The organism is Gordonia sp. SMJS1, from assembly GCF_029866425.1.
In the GTDB taxonomy this organism is placed as follows: Bacteria; Actinomycetota; Actinomycetes; order Mycobacteriales; family Mycobacteriaceae; genus Gordonia; species Gordonia hongkongensis.
Genome location: NZ_CP123381.1, coordinates 4,013,981 through 4,034,786 on the forward strand (window position 1 = coordinate 4,013,981; position 20,806 = coordinate 4,034,786).

A 20,806-nucleotide genomic window follows, 5' to 3' on the forward strand; every position below is an offset into this window, starting at 1 on the left:
CGGCGCGTCGGGCGCGTTGGTGAACGGCAGGGCGTCGGTCTGGGCGACAGCGGCCCCGCTGCCTGCGCCGAAGTAGTTGAACGAGATGGTCGGCAGCGGTCGTGACGCGAGTTCGGCGTCGGCTCCGGGCCCGTACCGCAACCAGCCGAACCCGATGCCGTTGTCCGGCTGGGCCAGTCGTTCCTCCTTGGCCGCCTTGACCGCGTGCACGACGTCCTCGCCCGGGTCGAGGGACACCGGGACCAGCGTGGTGAACCAGCCCACCGACCGGGACAGGTCGGCGCGGCGCGGCGACGGCCCGGTGGCGAGTACCTCTTCGTATCGCCCGTGCCCCTCGGTGAGGACCGTGACCGGTGCGGTGTCGGCGACCTCGCGATGGGTCTGCCACGATCGGACGGCGCGTGCGAACGCCCCCAGGAGAACGTCGTTGACGTTGCCCCCGAATGCCTCGGGCACCGAGGTCAGCACCGCCGCCGTGACGTCGGCGTCGATCTCGACGGAGACGAGGCGTTCGGTGGACATACGGTCTCGGTCCCGGTCCAGCTCGACGCCCAGCGAGGTGGGCCGGGCAGGCAGCCGGTCGAGCCAGTGGCCGACCTGTCCCGACCACGAATCAGTCCGCGCCGCAAGAGCATTGGTCCAGGCCAGGGCACTCGTCTGTTCCGCTCGCAGATCGATGTCGCGACCAGTGGACAGCTGGGCCCAGCCGGTGACCAGGTCCTCGATCAGGACCGGCCACGACACGGCGTCGACGCCGAGGTGGTGGATCACGACGAGCACGCGTCCAGCGCCGCCGGGGTCCCGGACGACCGCGGCACGCGCGAGACGGCCGGTCGCCGGATCCAGCGTGGCCGAGATGGTCCGGAACGCGGCGCGCAGATCGGCGTCGAACCCGGCGGTGCCGATGGCCGCGGTGCTCGTGACGCCGATGACTGCCTCGGCCGCGTCGAAGCCGTTGCCCGCGACCGACTGCCAGCCGTCTTCGGTCTCGATCAGCGTCGCGGTGAGCATCGGATGCGCGGCGACGACCGCGGCGAGCAGTTCGCTCATCTGCGCGACGTCGAGGTCCTCCGGCGCCAGCAGCACGGCAGCCTGGACGAAGTCGGCGAAGTCGGCCGGCTCCTGGGAATGCTCGATCATCCAGTGGACGACCGGCGACACCGTGACCTGGCCGACGCCGGCCGGTTCGCCCTCCTCGAGCATCTCCAGGCGTGCGGCACCGTTGTCGGCCGTCGCGGCCATCGCCCGGATCGTGCGGAGTTCGAAGATCTCGCGCGGGGACAGGTCGAGACCGGCGGCACGCGCCGCCGAGGCCAGCTGAATCGACATGATCGAGTCGCCACCCAGAGCGAAGAACGACTCGGTGACCGAGACGCGTTCGACACCGATCAGGTGCGCGACGATCGCGGCCAGCGTTTCCTCGGTCGAGCTCGCCGGCGCCACATAGTCCTCGGTGTGCACGCCGAAGTCGGGTTCGGGCAACGCCTTCCGGTCGATCTTGCCCGCGGTGTTCAGCTCCAGGAACGGAACCGTCACCCAGACCGTCGGTCGCATGTACTCCGGCAGCTCCGCCGCCACGGCCGCCTTGACCGAGTCGAGGTCGACGTCCTCAGGTGCCACGTAACCGACCAGATGGTCGGCGCCGGTCGGGGCCTTGGCGACCGTCACGGCGGTGTGCACGACGCCGTCGACGGCAGCGATCACCGACTCGATCTCGCCGAGTTCGATGCGCTGGCCACGCAACTTCACCTGGAAGTCGGTGCGGCCCAGGTATTCCAGCGAGCCGTCGGCCTGCCACCGCACCAGGTCGCCGGTGCGGTACAACCGGGAGCCCGGCGCGCCGAAGGGGTCGGCGACGAAACGCTCGGCGGACAGGTCGGGGCGCGCCGCGTAACCGCGCGCCAGCTGTACGCCACCGAGGTAGAGCTCACCCGGGACACCGGCAGGCACCGGCCGCAGCCGGGCGTCGAGGACCCAGGTGGACGTGTTCGCCACCGGCACGCCGATCGGGATCAGCGCGGGGGCCGAGGTCACGTCCGCGACGGCGACCTCGACCGCCGCCTCGGTCGGACCGAAGAGGTTGACGATCTGCACCTGCGGCAGCAGGGCGTGCAGCCGGGCGACGACGGCCGGGGGCAGCGCCTCGCCGGACGCGAACACCCAACGGAGCGACGAGAACTCGGCGAACCGAGCATCCGGGACGAGGTCGATGAAGATCGACATCATCGAGGGCACGAAGTGCACCGAGGTGGCCCGGGTCTCGACGATCAGGTCGGCCAGGTACTCCGGATCGGTGTGTCCGCCCGGACGGGCGACGACCATCGTCGCGCCGGTCAGGAGCGGGCCGAACAGCTCCGGCACCGAGACGTCGAACGTGTACGGCGTCTTCTGCACGACGCGGTCGCCGACGGCCCAGGCGAACTCACCGAGTCCCCACCAGAGGCGGTTCATCACGGCGGTATGCGACACCGTCACGCCCTTGGGGCGGCCGGTCGAACCGGAGGTGAAGAGCGTGTATGCGGCGTGGTCACCGCGTAACGGCGCCAGACGCTCGGCGTCGGCGACCGGCGCGGCTTCCGTCGGCGGCGTCGAGGTGTCCACCTCGACGACCTGCACGCGGTCGCCGAGGCCGTCGATCGCGGGCGGCCGGGTTCCCCCGGCCACCAGCACGATCCGCGCCTGGGCGGTGTCGACCATGTACTCGACGCGGTCGGTGGGCGCTCCGGGATCGATGGGGACGTATTGGCCACCGGCGGCGAGGACGGCGTGCACGGCGACGACCATCTCCACCGACCGGTCGATGCAGACACCGACGGCGACGTCCGGCCCCACTCCGGATCCGATCAGTAGCCGCGCGAGATCGGCGACGCGGGAACCGAATTCACGGTAGGTGACCTCACGGTCGGCGAACCGCACCGCGATCTGTGCCGCGTGTGCGGCGACACCGTCGGCCACCGCGTCGGCGATCACCGACCGGCCGAAGGTCGCCGACTGCCCCACGGACCACTCGGCGACGCGCGCGCGGTCGTCGGCGGAGACCAGTGCCAGGTCGCCCACCGCACGGGATCGGCGCCCGGCGCCGGCGAGATCGCTCAGCACCGACACCAGCCGGGTCGCGAGTTCGGTCACCGTCTCGGGGTCGAACAGGTCCTGCGCGTAGATGACCGTGCCCGACCACGCGCGGCCGGGGACATCGGCCGCAACGGCGACGGCCAGGTCGAGTTGCGCCGAGACCTGTGGCGGGTCGACCGGCGTGATGGACAGTCCGGCGAGTTCGGGCGTGTCGGCGGAACCGCCGCCGTCGACCGGCAGTACGGCCCCGGACAGCAGCGACTGGTCCATGGTCAGCATGACCTGGGCGAGCGGTGCGAACGCCTCGGAGCGGATCGGATCCAGATGTTCGACGAGGGTCTCGAACGGGATGTCGGCGTTCGTGAAGGCGTCGAGATCGGTGGCCCGGACCTGGGCCAGCAACTCGTCGACCGTCATGCCGGGCACCACGCGCGACCGCAGTACCAGGGTGTTGACGAACATGCCGACGAGCGGATCGAGCACCCGCGATCCGCGCCCCGCGACCGGTGTGGCGATCGCGATGTCGTCGGTGGCCGAGAGGCGCGCGAGGAGCACCGCGAGGGCCGCGTGCACGACCATGAACGGGGTGACACCGTGCGCACGAGCGGCGCCGGCCACCGCCTCGGCGACGTCGGCCGGGATCTCGAAGCCGATGCGGCCGCCCCGGGCGGTGGCGATCGCCGGGCGCGGGCGGTCGGCCGGAAGCTCCAGCACGTCGGGAAGGCCGGCCAGGCGGCCGGTCCAGTGGGCGAGCTGCCGGCCGAGGACGGACTCGGGGTCGTCGGCTGAACCGAGCTGCTCGTGCTGCCAGATCGCGAAGTCGGCGAACTGCACCTCGAGCGGGACGAACGTCGGGGTCTCCCCGGCGCTGCGCGCGACGTAGGCCGTCACCATGTCGGCGACCAGCGGCTGCAGCGACTCGCCGTCGGAGGCGATGTGATGGGTGACGAGGCCCAGGACGTGGGTGTCGGCGTCGATCTGCCACAGGCACGCGCGGACCGGCCACTGGGCGGCCACGTCGAAGCCGCGGGACACCTCGGCCTCGAAGTCGCCCTGGGTATGCACGTGCGCGAAATCGAGATGCGCGGGCACCTGGTCGGCATCGGCGATCACCTGGTGCGGACCCTCGGCGTCCTGCGGGAACGTCGTCCGCAGCACCTCGTGCCGTACCACCACATCGGCGATCGCCGCGCGCAGTGCCTCGACATCGAGCCGGCCCGACATCCGGACGACGGCCGGGATGTTGTAGGTGGGCAGGCTCGGATCGAACTGGTTGATGAACCACATGCGCTGCTGTGCGAACGACAGCGGGATGCGTTCGGGGCGAGGCGACACCGCGACGATCGGGGCGCGTCCGTGGGCGTGCCGCGACCCGGACGCGATCAGATCACGGACGTTCGGCGCATCGAAGAGGTCCCGGACCGTGATCTCGGTGCCGAGCACGTCGCCGACGCGCGCGGCCAGGCGCATCGCCGACAGCGAGTTGCCGCCGAGGTCGAAGAAGCTGTCGGTCACGCCCACCCGGTCGACACCGAGGACATCGGCGAAGACAGCGGCCACCGACTCCTCGACGGGGGTGGTGGGAGCGACGGTCTCGCTGCTGCCGAAGTGCGGCTGCGGCAGGGATTTCCGGTCGATCTTGCCCGAACTGTTGAGCGCGATGTCGGGCAGTGGCATCCACACCGTGGGACGCATGTACTCCGGCAGTTCCCGGACCACGGCCGCCTTGACCGCGTCCGTGGACACGGTGTCGGGAGCGAAGTATGCCACCAGATGCTGTCCCGAGCGAGGCGACTCGGCCACCGTCGCGGCGGCGTGGACCACTCCCGGTACGGACGCCAGAACCGTCTCGACCTCGCCGAGCTCGAGTCGCTGGCCGCGGAGCTTCACCTGGAAGTCCGTGCGGCCCAGATATTCCAGCTGGCCACGCGCATTCCAGCGGACGAGGTCACCGGTCCGGTACATCCGGCCGCCCGGCGCGGCGTACGGATCGGCGACGAAGCGATCCGCAGTGAGATCGGGGCGCGACGCGTATCCCCGCGCCAGCTGGACACCCGACAGGTACAGCTCACCGGGTACGCCGACCGGCACCCGGTGCAGGCGCGAATCCAGAACTCGTACAGCAGTATTGGGCACGGGGACGCCGATCGGCACCGACCTCTCCCCCGCCCGCACCTGATGAGCGGTGACGTCCACCGCCGCCTCGGTCGGACCGTACAGATTGTGGACCTCGTTGCCCGGCAACGCCGCCACCAACGCCTGCGCCACCGACGCGGTCAACGCCTCACCCGAGGTGAACGTCAACCGCAACGACGACAGCTCACCCACCCGATCGCCCAGGACATCCAGGAACACCGACAACATCGACGGCACGAAATGGATGACCGACACCCGCTCAGCCGTGATCAACTCCGCCAGATACCGCGGATCACCATGCCGCTCCGGCTCAGCCACCACCAGCGTCGCCCCCACCGCGAACGGCAGGAACAACTCCCACACCGACACATCGAACGTCACCGGCGTCTTCTGCACGAAGACATCCGAGTCCTTGATCGAATACCAGTCCCGCATCCACTCCAGACGGTTCACGATCGCCGCATGCGACACCGTCACACCCTTGGGCCGCCCCGTCGACCCCGACGTGAACAGCGTGTACGCCGCATCGGCGGGCTGCAGGGGCGCGAGCCGTTCATCGTCGGTGACCGGTGCGATGGCGAGATCGACCTCGGCGGTCGCGTCGACCACGACAACCGAGACCGATTCACTCAGTCCCGCAATTGATTCCGGCACAGGACCGGTCGCGACCAGGACGTGACGCACACCCGCGGTCTCGACCATGTAAGCCGCGCGATCGCGTGGCGCGGCCGGATCGACGGGTACGTAGTGCCCGCCGGCGGCGACGACGGCGTGAATGGCCACCATCATCTCGATCGATCGCGGAAGGCACACGGCGACTGCGTCTCCGGGCTGCACGCCGGAGGCGAGCAGGGTTCGGGCGAGGGTCCACACCCGAGCACCGAACTCCCCGTACCGCACCGACCGGCCGCCGAACGACAGCGCAAGCGCGTCCGGGTTCTCCGCGACCCGGGCGACGAGGGCGTCGGGCAGGGTGACAGCGGGAACGGCGGTCTCGGCGCCCGACTCGGCGCTCTCGATCTGTGCATGCGCGGCATCGTCGAGCAGGGTGATGTCACCCACCGGGGCGGCGGGAGACGTGACGAGCCGGCGCAGTACCTCGACGAAGCGCGCGCCGAATTCGGCGATCGTCGGCTCGTCGAACAGATCGGTCGCGTAGATCAGCGAGACGTCCCACGCGGCATCTGCTGTCGCGGTCACGGTGACCGTCATGTCCATCTGGGCGGCGACCGAGTCCCGCTCGACCGGCGCGATCCCCAGTTCGGTCACCGCGTCGACGACCGCACCGGCCGACATGGCCGGATCGAACGACAGCATCACCTGGGCGAGCGGCGAGAACGCCTCTGAGCGAACCGGATTGATTCGCTCCACCAGGGCCTCGAACGGCACGTCGGCGTGCGCGAACGCGTCCAGGTCGGTGACCCGGACCGCGGCAAGCAGCTCGTCGAAACTCATACCCGGCCGTACCTCGGAGCGAAGGACCAAGGTGTTGACGAACATGCCGACGAGCGGGTCGAGGGCACGCTGACCACGTCCCGCGATCGGGGTGGCGACCGCGATGTCCTCGGTGGCCGACAGCCGGGCGAGGACGACCGCGAGGGCGGCGTGGACCACCATGAAGGAGGTCATCCCCCGCTCGGCGCGCAAGGCGTCGACGGCCGCGGCGACGTCCGCGGGGATCTGCAGGCTGTGGTGTGCACCGTGGTTGGACGCCACCGCCGGACGTGGACGATCCGCCGGGAGTTCGAGGACCTCCGGCAGTCCGGCGAGCTGGGCCGTCCAGTACCCGAGCTGGCGACCGATGATCGAGTCCGGGTCATCGGGGTCGCCGAGGACGTCGTGCTGCCAGATCGCGTAGTCGGCGAACTGCACCGCCAGCGGGCCGAACTCCGGCTCGGACCCCCGGCTGCGCGCCTGGTAAGCCGCAACGACGTCGGAGACCAGCGGCGCCAGCGACTCACCGTCTGCGCCGATGTGGTGGAGGATGATCGCGAGGATCGCCTCGGTGTCGTCGATGCGCCAGAGTCGGGCCCGCAGGGGCCACTGGGCGGTGACGTCGAATCCGGTTCCCGCGGCGAGTTCGAGCTCGTCGGCGGAGTCCACCAGCGCCCAGTCGAGTCGCGTATCGACCTCGCCGGTGGGGTGGATCAGCTGATACGGCTCGCCGGCGTCGTCGGGGAAGGTCGTGCGGAGCACCTCGTGCCGCTCCACCGCGTCGACGATGGCGGCGCGCAGCGCGTGGGTGTCGAGCGGACCCGTCAGGCGCAGTACCGCCGGGATGTTGTAGGCGACCGAGTCGGGCTGGAACCGGTTGATGAACCAGATTCGGCGCTGCGCGAACGACAGCGGGATCCGGTCCGGGCGCGGCGACACCGCCACCACGGGTGGCAGATTCGCGCCGCGTCCGGCGACTGCCTCGACGAGGTCGCGGACGGACGGCGCCTCGAACACGTCTCGCACCGACACCTCGGTACCGAGTGCGTCGGCGACGCGCGAGGCGAGGCGGGTCGCGGACAGCGAGTTGCCGCCGAGGTCGAAGAAGCTTGTCGTGACCCCGATCTCGTCGACTCCGAGCACCTCGGCGAAGACCTGCGCGACCGCGGTCTCCTGCGGGCCGGTGGGCGCGACGATCTCCTCGACCACGGTGGCCGAGTCGGGTACCGGAAGGGCGTCGCGGTCGAGTTTGCCGTTCGCGGTGAGCGGCAGCGTCTCGACGTCGATGATCTGGTCGGGGACCATGTACGACGGCACCGCGCGGCCGGCGATGCGCCGGACCTCGGTCGCGTCGACCGCGTCCTGCTCGTCGCGGACCAGGTAACCGATGAGTTGCTCACCGCGACCGGGGATGTCGACGACACGGGCCGCGGCCGCGCTCACACCCGGCACCGCCAGCAGCGCCGCCTCGATCTCGCCGAACTCGATCCGGTAGCCACGCAACTGGACCTGCGCGTCACCGCGCCCGAGGTACTCGATGTCGTCACCCACGCGACGGGCGAGGTCGCCGGTGCGATACATGCGGGTTCCGGGCTCGCCGTAGGGCGAAGCGACGAAACGCGTCGACGACAGCCCGGCGCGCTTCAGGTAACCCTGCGCCAGTTGCCCACCGGTGACGTACATCTCGCCCACGACACCCTCGGGGACCGGCCGCAGCCGGTCGTCGAGCACGTGGATGGCCAGCGACGACAACGGACGCCCGATGAAGCTCGCGTCATCGGCCGCCACCGAGTGCGGGTCGAGCGGCCGGAAACTGACGTGCACGGTCGTCTCGGTGATGCCGTACATGTTGACCAGCGTCGTGGTCTCGTCCGGATGGTCGTCGAACCAGCGCCGCACCTGCTCGAAGCTGAGCGCCTCGCCGCCGAACACGATGTAGCGCAATGACAGCGGGGTGTCGTGGCGGCGTCGGGTCTCGGCGAGCTGGTAGAACGCCGACGGCGTCTGGCTCAGCACGGTGACCCGTTCGCGGGCGAGCAGGTCGAGGAACTCCTCCGGCGCCCGCGCGAGATCCCGGTCGACCAGGACCAAGCGGCCACCGGTCAGCAGCGGTCCCCACAGCTCCCAGACCGAGAAGTCGAACGCGTACGAGTGGAACATCGTCCACACGTCCGTCTCGTCGATGTCGAAATCATCTGCGGCGGTGTCCATCAGGGTCACCACGTCGCGGTGGGTGACCTCGACACCCTTGGGCCGACCCGTGGAACCCGACGTGTAGATCACGTAGGCACGCGAATCGGGATGAACCGCAACCGGTTCCGAAGTCGCAGCGGCACCTTCAGCGATCAGCTGCGCGACCGGCACCACCGGCGTGGTGCCCAATTGGGACCACAGTTCGAAGTCCGCGGTCGTGTCGTCGATGATCACCGCGCTCGGCGCGGCATCGGAGACGATGAAACGCAGGCGGTCGACCGGATTGGTGGTGTCCAGCGGCAGATAGCCGGCGCCGGAACGCAACACACCCAGGATCGAGGAGACGAGATCGACGCCGCGGGAGGTCGCCACGGCGACGAGATCGCCGGTGGAGACTCCTCGCGCACTCAGGGCCGCGGCGACCGCGGCGGAACGTTCGTCGATCTCGCGGTAGTCGAGTGTGGACGTGGTGTCGGTGACGGCCGGACGATCGGCGTGGGTGCGCGCTGCCCGCGCGAACAACTCGGCGAGCGAGACGTCGGTGTTGCGGGTCCGGGTGACCGGCGGCGTGAGCTCGCTGCGGTACTCGGCGTCGTCGAGCAGGGAGATGGCCCCGACCTCGGTGGCCGGGTCGGCGACGAGGGTCGTGAGGATGCGGATCAACGCATCCGAGTACACCTCCACCTGTCGCTCGTCGAAGGCGGCGGGCAGATACTTCAGTTTCAGCTCGATCTGGTCGCCGACCACGCCGGTCACCAGATTCAGCGGGTAGTGGGTCGAGTCGGTGGCGTCGAGATCCTCGATCCCGATGCCGCCGGCGTCGGCCCCTCGCTTCAGCGACTGGGCGTCGACCGGATAGGACTCGTGCACCGCGAGGGTGTCGAACAGCTGTCCGCGACCGACGAGTGCGGTCAGCTCGGGCAGTCCGAGGTGCTGGTGGTCGAGCACTGCGACCTTCGAGGCCTGCAGCGCGTCCAGGACGTCGGCGGCGCGGGCGCCCGGGTCGACGTCCACGACCGCGGGCAAGGTGTTGATGAAGAGGCCGACCATCGTCTCGACGCCGTCCAGATCGGCCGGACGTCCGGAGACGGTCTCGCCGAAGACGACCGTGCGCTGGCCGGTGATGCGCGAGAGCAGCACCGCCCAGGCGAACTGCATCACCGTCGAGACGGTGACTCCCCGTGCGCGCGTGAGGTCGTCGACGGCGGAGGTGATCTCGGCCGGGAGCAGCACGCTGTGATCGCGCGGAAGCTGATCGGACGTCGCCTCGCGGCCGGAGCCGACGAGGGTCGGCTCGTCGACGGCGGACAGCACCGACCGCCAGGCCGCCAGTCCCGCTTCGGTATCGGAGGCGGCGATGTACCGCAGGTAGTCGAAGTAGTCTCCCCGAGCCCCGGATTCGGCGGCGACGGTGCCGGTGTAGGTCTGACCGGTGGCGTACAGCGCGAACAGGTCGGCCATGATCAGCGGGCTCGACCAGCCGTCGATCAGGATGTGGTGGCTGGTGACGACCAACGTCGAGCGCGTGCCACTGCGGACGAGGACGAACCGCATGAGCGGGCCGGACTCGAGGTCGAACGGCGTCGCGCGTTCGACCTGCGCGACCACGTCGATCGCATCGTCGCCGTTATCGGCATCCACTGTCCGCCAGGGGATCTCGACAGTCTCCGGAACCACCGCGACGACCTCGCCGCTGGGTACCCGGACGAAACTGGAGCGCAGTACCCGATGGCGGGCGAAGACCTCGCGCACGGCCTCGGCGAGACGGGTGGCGTCGACCTCGCCCTTGAGCGTGAGAACCGCCTGCGCGGTATAGACGTCGACCGCCCCGGCTTCGCGGCCCGCCGCGGCGAGTTCGGCCTGGAACTGCAGGCCGCGCTGCAGCGGCGACAGCGGCCACACGTCGGCGCCCGGATACCGCCGGGCCAGGTGATCGAGATCGTCCTGGGTGACGCGCGCACCGAGGACATCCGACGGGGAGAGTCCCGGATCGCCGACGCGGGCGACCTCGTCGACGATGGTCGCGAGCTCGGCGTCCCAGCGCCGCGCGAGGTCGTCGACCGCCTCGGTGTCGATCGCGCCGCGCGGGAACGTGAATCCCGCGACGAACTCGCGACCGCTGTCGCCGATCGCGGTTCCCGCGTTGATGCTCAGCAGGTTCGGCACGACCATGGCGCCCGTGACCGTGCCGGGCAGGCGCGGTGCGGCGGGGTCGGGCAGGAACGGCATGCCCGTCTCGCCGACGTCCGAGGCGTTCTCGCCGCCGGCCCCGGTCCCCGTGACGTTGCCGAGGTAGTTGAAGCCGATGCTCGGCAACGGGCGCCGAGACAGCTCGGTGTCGCCGTAGCGGAGGAGTCCGTAACCGATCCCGTTGTCGGGCTGGCCGACCCGCTCCTCCTTGGCGAGCTTGACCGTGTGGACGGCGTCACCGCGGACGTCGACGGCCATCGGCGCGATGGTCGTGAACCACCCGACGGTCCGGGACAGATCAACGGTCCGCGGATCGGTTCCGCGTAGCAGGGCTTCCTCGTATCGGCCGTGCCCCTCGAGCAGGATGGTCACCGGCCGGTCGTCGGCGATGCCCCGGGCCTGCTGCCACGACCGGACAGCGCGCGCCAGAGCAGCCACGAGAGCGTCGTTGACGTTGCCGCGGAAGGCGGTCGGCACCGACGTCAGCAGCGCCTCGGTCACCGACGAGCCGACCGTGTGCACCACGGTCTCGGTGGTCGACATGCGGTCACGCGTGCGGTCGACCTCCGCCCCGAGGTCGGTGACCCGTTCCGGCGACCGTTCGAGCCAGTAGCGCAGCTCGTCGGATCGCCCGGCCCGCTGGGCGTCGAGCGCGGCGGTGAAGGCGCGCGCCGAGGTGACCTCCGGTCGCAACGAATACGCCTGACCGCCTTGATGTTGCGCCCACGCGGTCAGCAGGTCCTCGATGATGACCCGCCACGAGACGGCGTCGACGCCCAGGTGGTGGATGACGACGACGAGCCGTGCGGCGGCGTCGGGGTCGGTGACCAGAACGGCCGCGACGAGCTGCCCGGTGGTCGGGTCGAGACGCCGCGAGGCGTCCTCGAAGGCCGCGACGACGGTGTCCGAGAAGCCGGGGTCGCCGACGAGCGCGGGAGACGCGAGGGCGGTGACGGCGCCGGGATGCAGTGGCGCGACGCCGGTGCGCATGAGCCATTCGCCATCGGCCTGCCCGGGTTCGACCGCCGCGCTGAGCATCGGATGCACGGACACGACCTGCCCGAGGAGTTCCTGCGCGATCTCGACGGTGAGTCCGGCCGGCGCGGTCAGCACCATGGACTGGGAGAAATCGGCGAAGTCGGTGACCACGTCGGTCTGATCGAGGATCCACGAGACCACCGGCGGCACGGCCATCGGGCCGATCCCGCCGCCGGCCGGTTCCTCGAGGGCGGGCACCCGCTCGCCACGGGCGCCGACGGCGCGGGCAATCGCCCGAACGGTCTTGTGCTCGAAGATGTCTCGAGGCGACACATCGATCCCGGCGGCCCGCGCGGCCGAAGCGACCTGAATGGACATGATGGAATCGCCGCCGAGGGCGAAGAAGGAGTCGCTGACGCTGACGCGTTCGAGACCCAGGAGTCCGGCGATGATCGTGGCGAGCTGCTGCTCGACCGGCGTCTCGGCGTCGACGTGATCGGAGTCGACCTCGATGGTCGGCGCGGGGAGTGCCCGACGATCGAGCTTGCCCACCGGGGTCAGCGGCAGTGCGTCGAGCACGACGATCCCGGCCGGCACCATGAACAACGGCAACCGGTCGGCGAGATGCTCACGCAGCGTGGCGATGTCGACTGCGTCGCGCAACACCACGTAGGCGGCGAGCGCCGCGACGACCGACTGTCCACTCGCGGCGAGCCCGCCGTCGGAGTCGACGCCGACGACGACCGCGGAGGCCACCGCGGGGTGATCGCCGAGCGCACTCTCGATCTCGCCGAGTTCGATACGCAGACCGCGAAGCTTGATCTGGTCGTCGCTACGACCGACATAGTCCACCGAGAGCGACCCGTCGCGGTCACGGGCCCAGCGGACGATGTCCCCGGTGCGATAGATCCGGTCGCCCGGCGCGCCGAAGGGGTTGGCGACGAAGCGCTCCGCGGTCAGACCGCGGCGCGCGAGGTAGCCGCGCGCCAGGGCCGGGCCGCTCACGTACAGTTCGCCCGCCACCCCGACCGGAACTGGGCGGAGCCGGGAGTCGAGCACCAGCAGGTCGACGCCGCCGATCGGCGGTCCGACGAGGACCGGTTCCTCGACCCGCATGGGCGGGCCGATCGCGACACCGATCGTGGTCTCGGTGGGTCCGTAGAGGTTCTGGAAGCGCACCAGTGGTGCCCAGCGGTCACGCAAGGTGTCCGGGACCGCCTCACCGCCCGCGTAGACGGTGTGCAGATCCGGGAGGTCGGCCGGATCGAGGGAGGCGAGCACTGTCGGGGTGAGGAATGTATGGGTCACGCGGTGCTCGCGCATGAAGTCCGCGAGCGGTGCACCGGCCACCGCGTCGCGGTGCCGGTACACGACGGAGGCACCCACGGTGAAGGCGAGCAGATACTCGAGTACGAAGGCGTCGAAACTGGGTGAGGCGAAACCCAGGACGCGTGAGTCCGGGGTGATTCCGGATTTCTCCGCGGCCTCGACGCCGAAGTTGCGCAGGCCGCCCGCGGTGACCTCGACGCCCTTGGGCGTACCGGTCGATCCGGACGTGTAGATCACGTAGGCCGTGTCGTCGGCCCCGACCGCGCTCGGCCGGTCGGCGTCGGTCACAGGCGAATCACTGGCCGCCGCAACGGCTTCGATGAGCTCCGGCGCGTCCAGTTCCAGCCACTCGCTGCCGGGAATCCCGGGCCCGGCCACGTCGCCGAGCGTGAGCCCGAGCCGCGCACCGGAATCGGTGATCATGTGCGACACGCGATCCGCCGGGTAATCCGGGTCGATCGGTACGTACCCGGCCCCGGTCTTGGCCACCGCCCAGATCGCGACCATCAGTTCCGCCGACCGCGGGATGAGCAGCGCGACCAGGGTGCCGCGGCCGATGCCCCGATCCAGCAGGTGACGAGCCAGCCGGTTCGACGCGGCATCGAGCTCGCCGTACGTCAATGACCGCTCGGGGTCGACGACCGCGGTCCGGTCCGCTCCGCCGCGCCGGACCGCGGCGGCGAACAGCTCGGCCAGCGGCACGGCCGGCGTCGCGGGCTGACGGCCCACGGGGGTCAGCAGCTCGCGCTCGTCGGTGTCGAACAGGTCGGCGTCACCCACCGGCACGGTCGCGTCGGTGACCAGCTCGTGCAGCAACCGCGCGAATCGATCCATCATCCGCGCGACCGTCGCCTCGTCGAACAGGTCCGTGGCGTAGTTGACGCGGCCGATCCAGGACCCGGCGCGACCCCCGCGGAGTCCGACCGTCAGGTCCACCTTGGCCGAGTTCTCCTCGGTATCCACCACTTCCACCGCGAGCTCGTCGATGTCGGCGACGAGAGTGGACGGATCCGCGGGAGTGGGGTCGACGGTCAGCAGGATCTGCGTCAGCGGCGCGAAGGCCTCCGAACGTGACGGCGCGAGTGCGTCCACGACCGCCTCGAAGGGGGCATCGGCGTGGGCGAAGGCGTCGAGATCGGTGACCCGCACGGCGTCGAGAAGGTCGGTGAACCGCTGCGCCGGGTCGACCACGGTCCGCAGCACGAGCGTGTTCACGAACATGCCGACCAGCGGATCCAGCGCGGCGTCGCCGCGTCCGGCGATCGGGGTGCCGATGGCGATGTCGTCGGTGGCCGAGAGTCGCGACAGCAGCACCGCCAGTGCCGCATGGATGACCATGAACTCGGTGACACCACGCTCGGTGGCGAGATTTCGGACGAGATCTGCTGTCGCCGAGTCGATCTCGAAACCGACTTCGGCGCCGGCCATCGACGCGACCTTCGGACGCGGACGGTCGGCGGGGAGTTCGAGCACCTCGGGAAGCCCGGCCAGCGCGGTGCGCCAGTAGTCGACCTGCGCCGAGACCCGCGAATCCGGGTCGTCGATCGAACCGAGCTCACGACGTTGCCAGAGCGCGACGTCGGCGAACTGCACCTCCAGCTCCGCGAAGTCGGGCGAACGGCCCTGGGAGCGCGCGACATACGCGGTCACCACGTCGGTGACGAGCGGCCGCATCGATTCGCCGTCGCCGGCGATGTGGTGGATCACGATGAGGACGATGTGTTCGAGGTCGTCGACGCGATGCACGCGGATGCGGATCGGTCGCTGCACCGCGACATCGAAACCCGCGCCGGCGGCGGCGAACAGGTCGGATTCTTCGTCGACGACATCCCAGTCGAGTTCGGCGCCCACACCGGTGGCGTCCCCGATGACCTGTTGCGGTGCGCCGTCGATCGACGGGAACACCGTGCGGAGCACTTCTTGACGCTCGACGACGTCGACCATCGCGGCACGCAGCGCGGCGAGGTCGAGCTTGCCGCGCAGGCGCAGGGCGATCGGGATGTTGTAGGCCGCCGAGCTGGTGTCGAACTGGTTGATGAACCAGATGCGTTGCTGCGCATAGGACAGCGGGATCTCATCCGGGCGCGGGCGCACCGCGGTCACCGGCGGGAGGCCGGGTACGCGGTCGCCGACACGCTGTGCGAGCTCACGCACGCTCGGTGCGTCGAAGAGGTCGCGGACGCTGACCTCGACGCCGAGCGCCGCACCGGCGCGAGCCGCAACCCGCATCGCGGCCAGGGAGTTGCCGCCGAGATCGAAGAAGGAGTCGACGACCGACACCCGCTCGACCCCGAGGACCTCGGCGACGACAGCGGCCAGGGCCTGCTCGGCCGGTGTCGTCGGCTCGACGATCTCGGACTCGGACACGGTGGGCGCCGGCAGCGCGCGCCGGTCGACCTTGCCGGAGGCGTTACGGGGCATCTCGTCGAGGACGACCCACAGTGTCGGGCGCAGGTGGGTGAGCAACCGTTCCGCGGCGAAGGCGCGGACCGTGTCGACGTCCACGGTGTCGCCCGGATGGCCGGTCAGGTAGGCGACGAGCGCATCGCCCGCGGAGGTGGTGGTCACCGCGGCAGCAGCGGCGACCACGCCCGGCGCGGCGGACAGGACTGCCTCGGTCTCGCCGAGTTCGATGCGCTGCCCGTGGATCTTGACCTGGAAGTCGGCGCGACCGAGATACTCGAGTTCACCGTCGGAGCGCCAGCGTGCGAGGTCGCCGGTCCGGTACAACCGCGAGCCCGCTGGGCCGGCCGGGTCGGCGACGAACGCCTGGGCGGTCAGCGCCGGCGCGCCGGCATACCCGCGGGCCATCTGCGCGCCACCCAGGTACAGCTCGCCGGGAACGCCGGGCGGCACCGGGCGGAGGCGGTTGTCGAGGACCCGGGCCGTCACGCCCGGTGCCGGGCGGCCGATGGTGACGACCTCGACCGGTTCGACCAGGGGCCGGATCGTCGCGTCCACCGTCATCTCGGTCGGCCCGTACTGGTTGACGACCACCGCGTGCGGGGCGGCCGCAAGCGTCTGCTGCGTCACCGCGGGGGTGAGTGACTCACCGCCGGTGAAGATCTGACGCACCGAGGACAGACCGGTGGCGGGATCGAAGCTCTCGTCGAGGAACACCGCGAGCAGCGATGGCACGAACTGCACGGAGGTGACCCGCTCGTCGGCGATGACGCGGGCGAGATGCGCCGGATCACGGTGGCCGTCGGGCGCTGCGACCACGGCGGTGGCGCCCGCGACGAACGGCCAGAACAGCTCCCAGACCGAGGCGTCGAAGGTGTAGGGGGTCTTCACCAGCACCCGTTCGTCCGCCGGGTCACCGGTGTAGGCCCCGAACCAGGACAGCATGTCGTGCAGGCCCCGGTGGGTGACCGTCACACCCTTGGGCTGTCCGGTCGAGCCCGAGGTGAACAGCGTGTAGACCGGGTGCCCGGCGCGCAGCGCCACCGGACGATCCGCGGGGGTGAGGGGAGCCGACGCAGCGGTCGCGAGCGCGTCGAGATCGACGGTGACGAAGGTCTCCGGAACGGTGGACGCGGCCTCGGCCCAGCTCGGACGTGCGCCGGCGACGACCACCGTCGACGCACCGGACAGCGCCAGCTGCCGGCGGACGACCTCGGCCGGCGCCTCCGGGTCGATCGGCACGTAGGTTCCGCCGGCGAGCACGATCCCGTGGATCGCGACGAGCATCTCGACCGACCGCGGAACGGCAACCGCGACCGCCACATCCGGCCCGACACCCTGCTCGAGCAGTCGTCGTGCGAACGCGTGGACCAGCGCACCGTACTCGGCATGGTCGTAGGTGCGCCCGCCCGCGCGAACGGCGGGGCGGGAAGCGTTGCGGGCGAACGAGTCCGCCAGCGCATCCGCGACCGTGACGACCTGGCCGGGACCGGCGTCGGTGTCAGCCGCACCGACCCATCGTTCGATCGCCTCGTGCTCGGCCGAGGTCATCAGCTCGGCGTCGCCGACAGGCGCACCCGGGTCCGCGGTCAGGGCGTCGAGAAGGCGGACGAACCGATCGGCGAAGAGGCGCACCGATTCGGCGTCGTACAGGTCGGTCGCATAGAGCACCGAGCCCTGCCAGTTGTCGCCGTTGTCGGCGATGCCGACGGTCAGGTCGACGCGCGCGGAGAGTTCGTCCGGTTCGGCCGGGGTCACGGCCAGGCCGCCGGCCTCGCCGATCGTCCCCCCGCCGATCGTCAACGTCTGCGAGGCCAGGTCGGCGATGGCCGACTGGTCGAAGGCGAGCCACACCTGCGCGAGGGGCGCGTAGGCCTCGGTGCGCAGCGGGTTCACCCGTTCGACGACCGCCTCGAAGGGGATGTCCGCGTTCGCGAAGGCCTCGAGATCGGTGCGGCGGACGTCGTCGAGCAGCTGGCCGAAGCCGGCCGAGGAGTCGACTCCGGTCCGGAGGACCAACGTGTTGACGAACATCCCGACCATCGGGTCGAGGATCGACTGGCCACGACCGGCGATCGGCGTTCCGACGGTGATGTCCTCGGTCGCGGACAGGCGCGACAGCAACACCGCGAGCGCCGCATGCGCGACCATGAACGGGGTCAGCCCGCGATCGCGGGCCAGACGCGCAACACGCTCCGAGACCTCCTGCGGCACACTGAATTCGACGCGTGCACCGCGCTGTGAGGCCACGGCCGGACGTGGGCGGTCGGTGGGCAGCTCGAGCACGTCGGGCGCGCCGTCGAGTTGCCGCGCCCAGTACTGGAGCTGCGCCCCGATGAGCGAGGAGTCGTCGGTGGCGGCGCCGAACCCCCGACGCTGCCACAGCGCGACGTCGGCCATCTGGACCGGCAGCGGTTCGAACGCGGGCGCACGCCCGGCGACCCGTGCGGTGTACGCGGTGATCAGGTCGGTCACCAGCGGCGCCAGTGATTCGCCGTCACACGAGATGTGGTGCACCACCATCCCGAGGACCGCCTCGGTGTCCGAGATCCGGGAGAAGCCGACGCGCACCGGCAGTTCCGCGACCAGGTCGAATCCGCCGAGCATCACCTGCGGCAGTGCCGCTTCCGGCACCTCGCGCCAGTCGAGCATCGCAGCCGCCGCCGACGGCTCGTGGACGAGCTGATAGGCGTCGCCGTCGGCTTCGGGATAGGTGGTTCGCAGGACCTCGTGGCGCGTCATGACGTCGAGCAACGCCGCACGCAGCGCGTCGGCGTCCACGTCGCCCGACAGCCGCAGGACCATCGGGATGTTGTAGGCGGGCGAGGCCGGGTCGAACCGGTTGATGAACCACATGCGCTGCTGTGCGAGCGACAGCGGGATGCGGTCCGGACGGTCGGCGACGGGCTCGATCGGCGGCAGCCCCGGCCGCTTCGACGCCGCGGCCAGCGCGAGGTCGCGAACCGTCGGGGCGTCGAACAGATCACGGACGGTGAGGTCGACGCCGAGCGTCTCCGCGGCGCGGCCGACGATGCGGGCGGCCAGCAGCGAGTTGCCGCCGACGTCGAAGACCGACTCCAGGACGCTGATGTCCTCGAGTCCGAGCACCTCCGCGAAGATGTCCCGCAGGGCTGCCTCGGTGTCGTTCTCGGGCGCGACGAACTCGGTCGTCGAGGCCAGCACCGGCCGCGGCAGTGCGCCGCGATCGAGTTTGCCGTTCTGGGTCAGTGGCAGCCGCTCGACCGTCATGACGACGTCGGGGACCATGTACTCCGGAACCGTGGCCGCGACTCGGCGGCGCACGACCTGTTCGTCGACCTCGGCGCCCTGCTCGGGAACCACGTAGGCGGCGAGGATCTCACCCCGGTCGGGCAGATCCACGACGTTCGCCGCACCCGCCGCGATCCCGTCGACACCGACGAGTGCGGCCTCGATCTCGCCGTACTCGATACGGAATCCGCGGAGCTGGACCTGGGCGTCCGAACGCCCGAGGTACTCGATGTCCCCACCGACGCGACGCGCCAGATCGCCGGTCCGGTACATCCGGTCACCGGAACCGTCGGGCGCGAACGGGTTCGCGACGAAACGCGTGGCACTGAGGCCGGCCCGGCGGAGATAACCCTGCGCGAGTTGCGTTCCGGTGACGTACATCTCGCCGATGACGCCCTCGGGCACCGGCCGCAGCCGCGAATCGAGGATGTGGATGTCCAGCGACGACAGCGGCCGTCCGATGAACGACGCGTCCCCCGCCGACACCGCGTCGCGGTCCAGGGCGCGGTAGCTGACATGCACCGTGGTCTCGGTGATGCCGTACATGTTGACCAGTTGCGCCGGATCGGCCGGGTTGTCGTCGAACCAGCGCCGGACCTGCTCGAAACTCAGCGCCTCGCCACCGAACACGATGTAGCGCAACGCAAGTGCGGCCTGCTTCTGCCGCTGGGCGGTGATGAGCTGGTAGAAGGCCGACGGCGTCTGGCTCAGCACCGTGACCCGCTCGGTCTCGAGCAGCTCGACGAAGGCGTCCGGATCGCGCGTGGTGTCCTGGTCGACCACGACGACGCGCCCGCCGGTGACCAGCGGTCCCCAGATCTCCCAGACCGAGAAGTCGAACGCGTAGGAGTGGAACAGCGTCCACACGTCGTCCGGACCGAACGAGAACTCCTGCGCCGCGGCCTTCATCAGCGCGACGACCTCGTGATGCGAGACGACGACGCCCTTCGGCCGGCCCGTCGAACCCGAGGTGTAGATCAGGTAGGCCGGCAGCCGCTCGTCGAGGGGTTCGGGCTGTGCGCTCACCGCTCCCTGAGGAGTCCCGGCTGCCAACTCCTCGGGCGCCGCGAACCGCACGTCGATGACGCCCCACGCCGCGGCCAGGTCTGCGTCGGCGAGTACCAGCAGCGGCGCGGCGTCGTCGATGATCGACTGCGCGCGCGCAACCGGCTGGGAGCGGTCGAGAGGCAGGTACGCCGCCCCGGTCTTGAGGACGGCGAGCAGGGCCACGATCAGCTCGGCACGGCGCGCGAGCGCGACACCTACGAGGCAACCCGGACCTGCGCCGATGGCGCGGAGCGCGCCGGCCAGCACCTCGGACCGCTCGTCGAGCTCGCGATAGGACAGTACGGTGCCGGTCGCGTCGCTGACCGCGGGCCGGTCGGCGTGGCGGGCCACCGCGGAACGGACGAGACCGGGCAGTGAGCCGAGGTCGGTGCTGCCGATCAGCTCCAGTGCCCGCTCTCGGATCAGCCCGATCGCGCGCCGGGTGGCGTCGGCGATCTCCTCGGGTGCGCGGCCGGCGGCGGCCTCGGTCTGGGTGACCCCGGCGCCGACGGCCGCCTCGGTGTCGAGCCCCTGCGCGACGAAGATCTGGGCCGTAGCCGAGACCCGTGCGTACAGCTCACCGAAGGTGACCGGACCGGACGCCGCCTCGTAGGCGGTCTCGGAGGGTGCGACGCCGGCCGAGAAGGCGATCAGGTGCAATGTCGAAGGCCGCGAGCCCCAGGTGAGAGAGATGTTGGAGGCCGTTGAATCGACATCGGTCACGTCTGAGTCATTCCTTTGGTCGACTGCACTG

1 protein-coding gene (only partly in view) is annotated in these 20,806 nt (G+C 70.6%); it reads right to left on the bottom strand.

Annotated features, from left to right (window positions below; all coding sequences use genetic code 11):
- Window positions 1–20,775: the 5' portion of a non-ribosomal peptide synthase/polyketide synthase gene (locus tag QAD21_RS18285; protein WP_280359938.1), read on the bottom strand. It extends 19,419 nt beyond the left edge of the window; only the first 20,775 of its 40,194 coding nucleotides appear in the window; its start codon is at window positions 20,773–20,775; the stop codon falls past the left edge of the window.
- Window positions 20,776–20,806 lie beyond the last annotated feature (31 nt).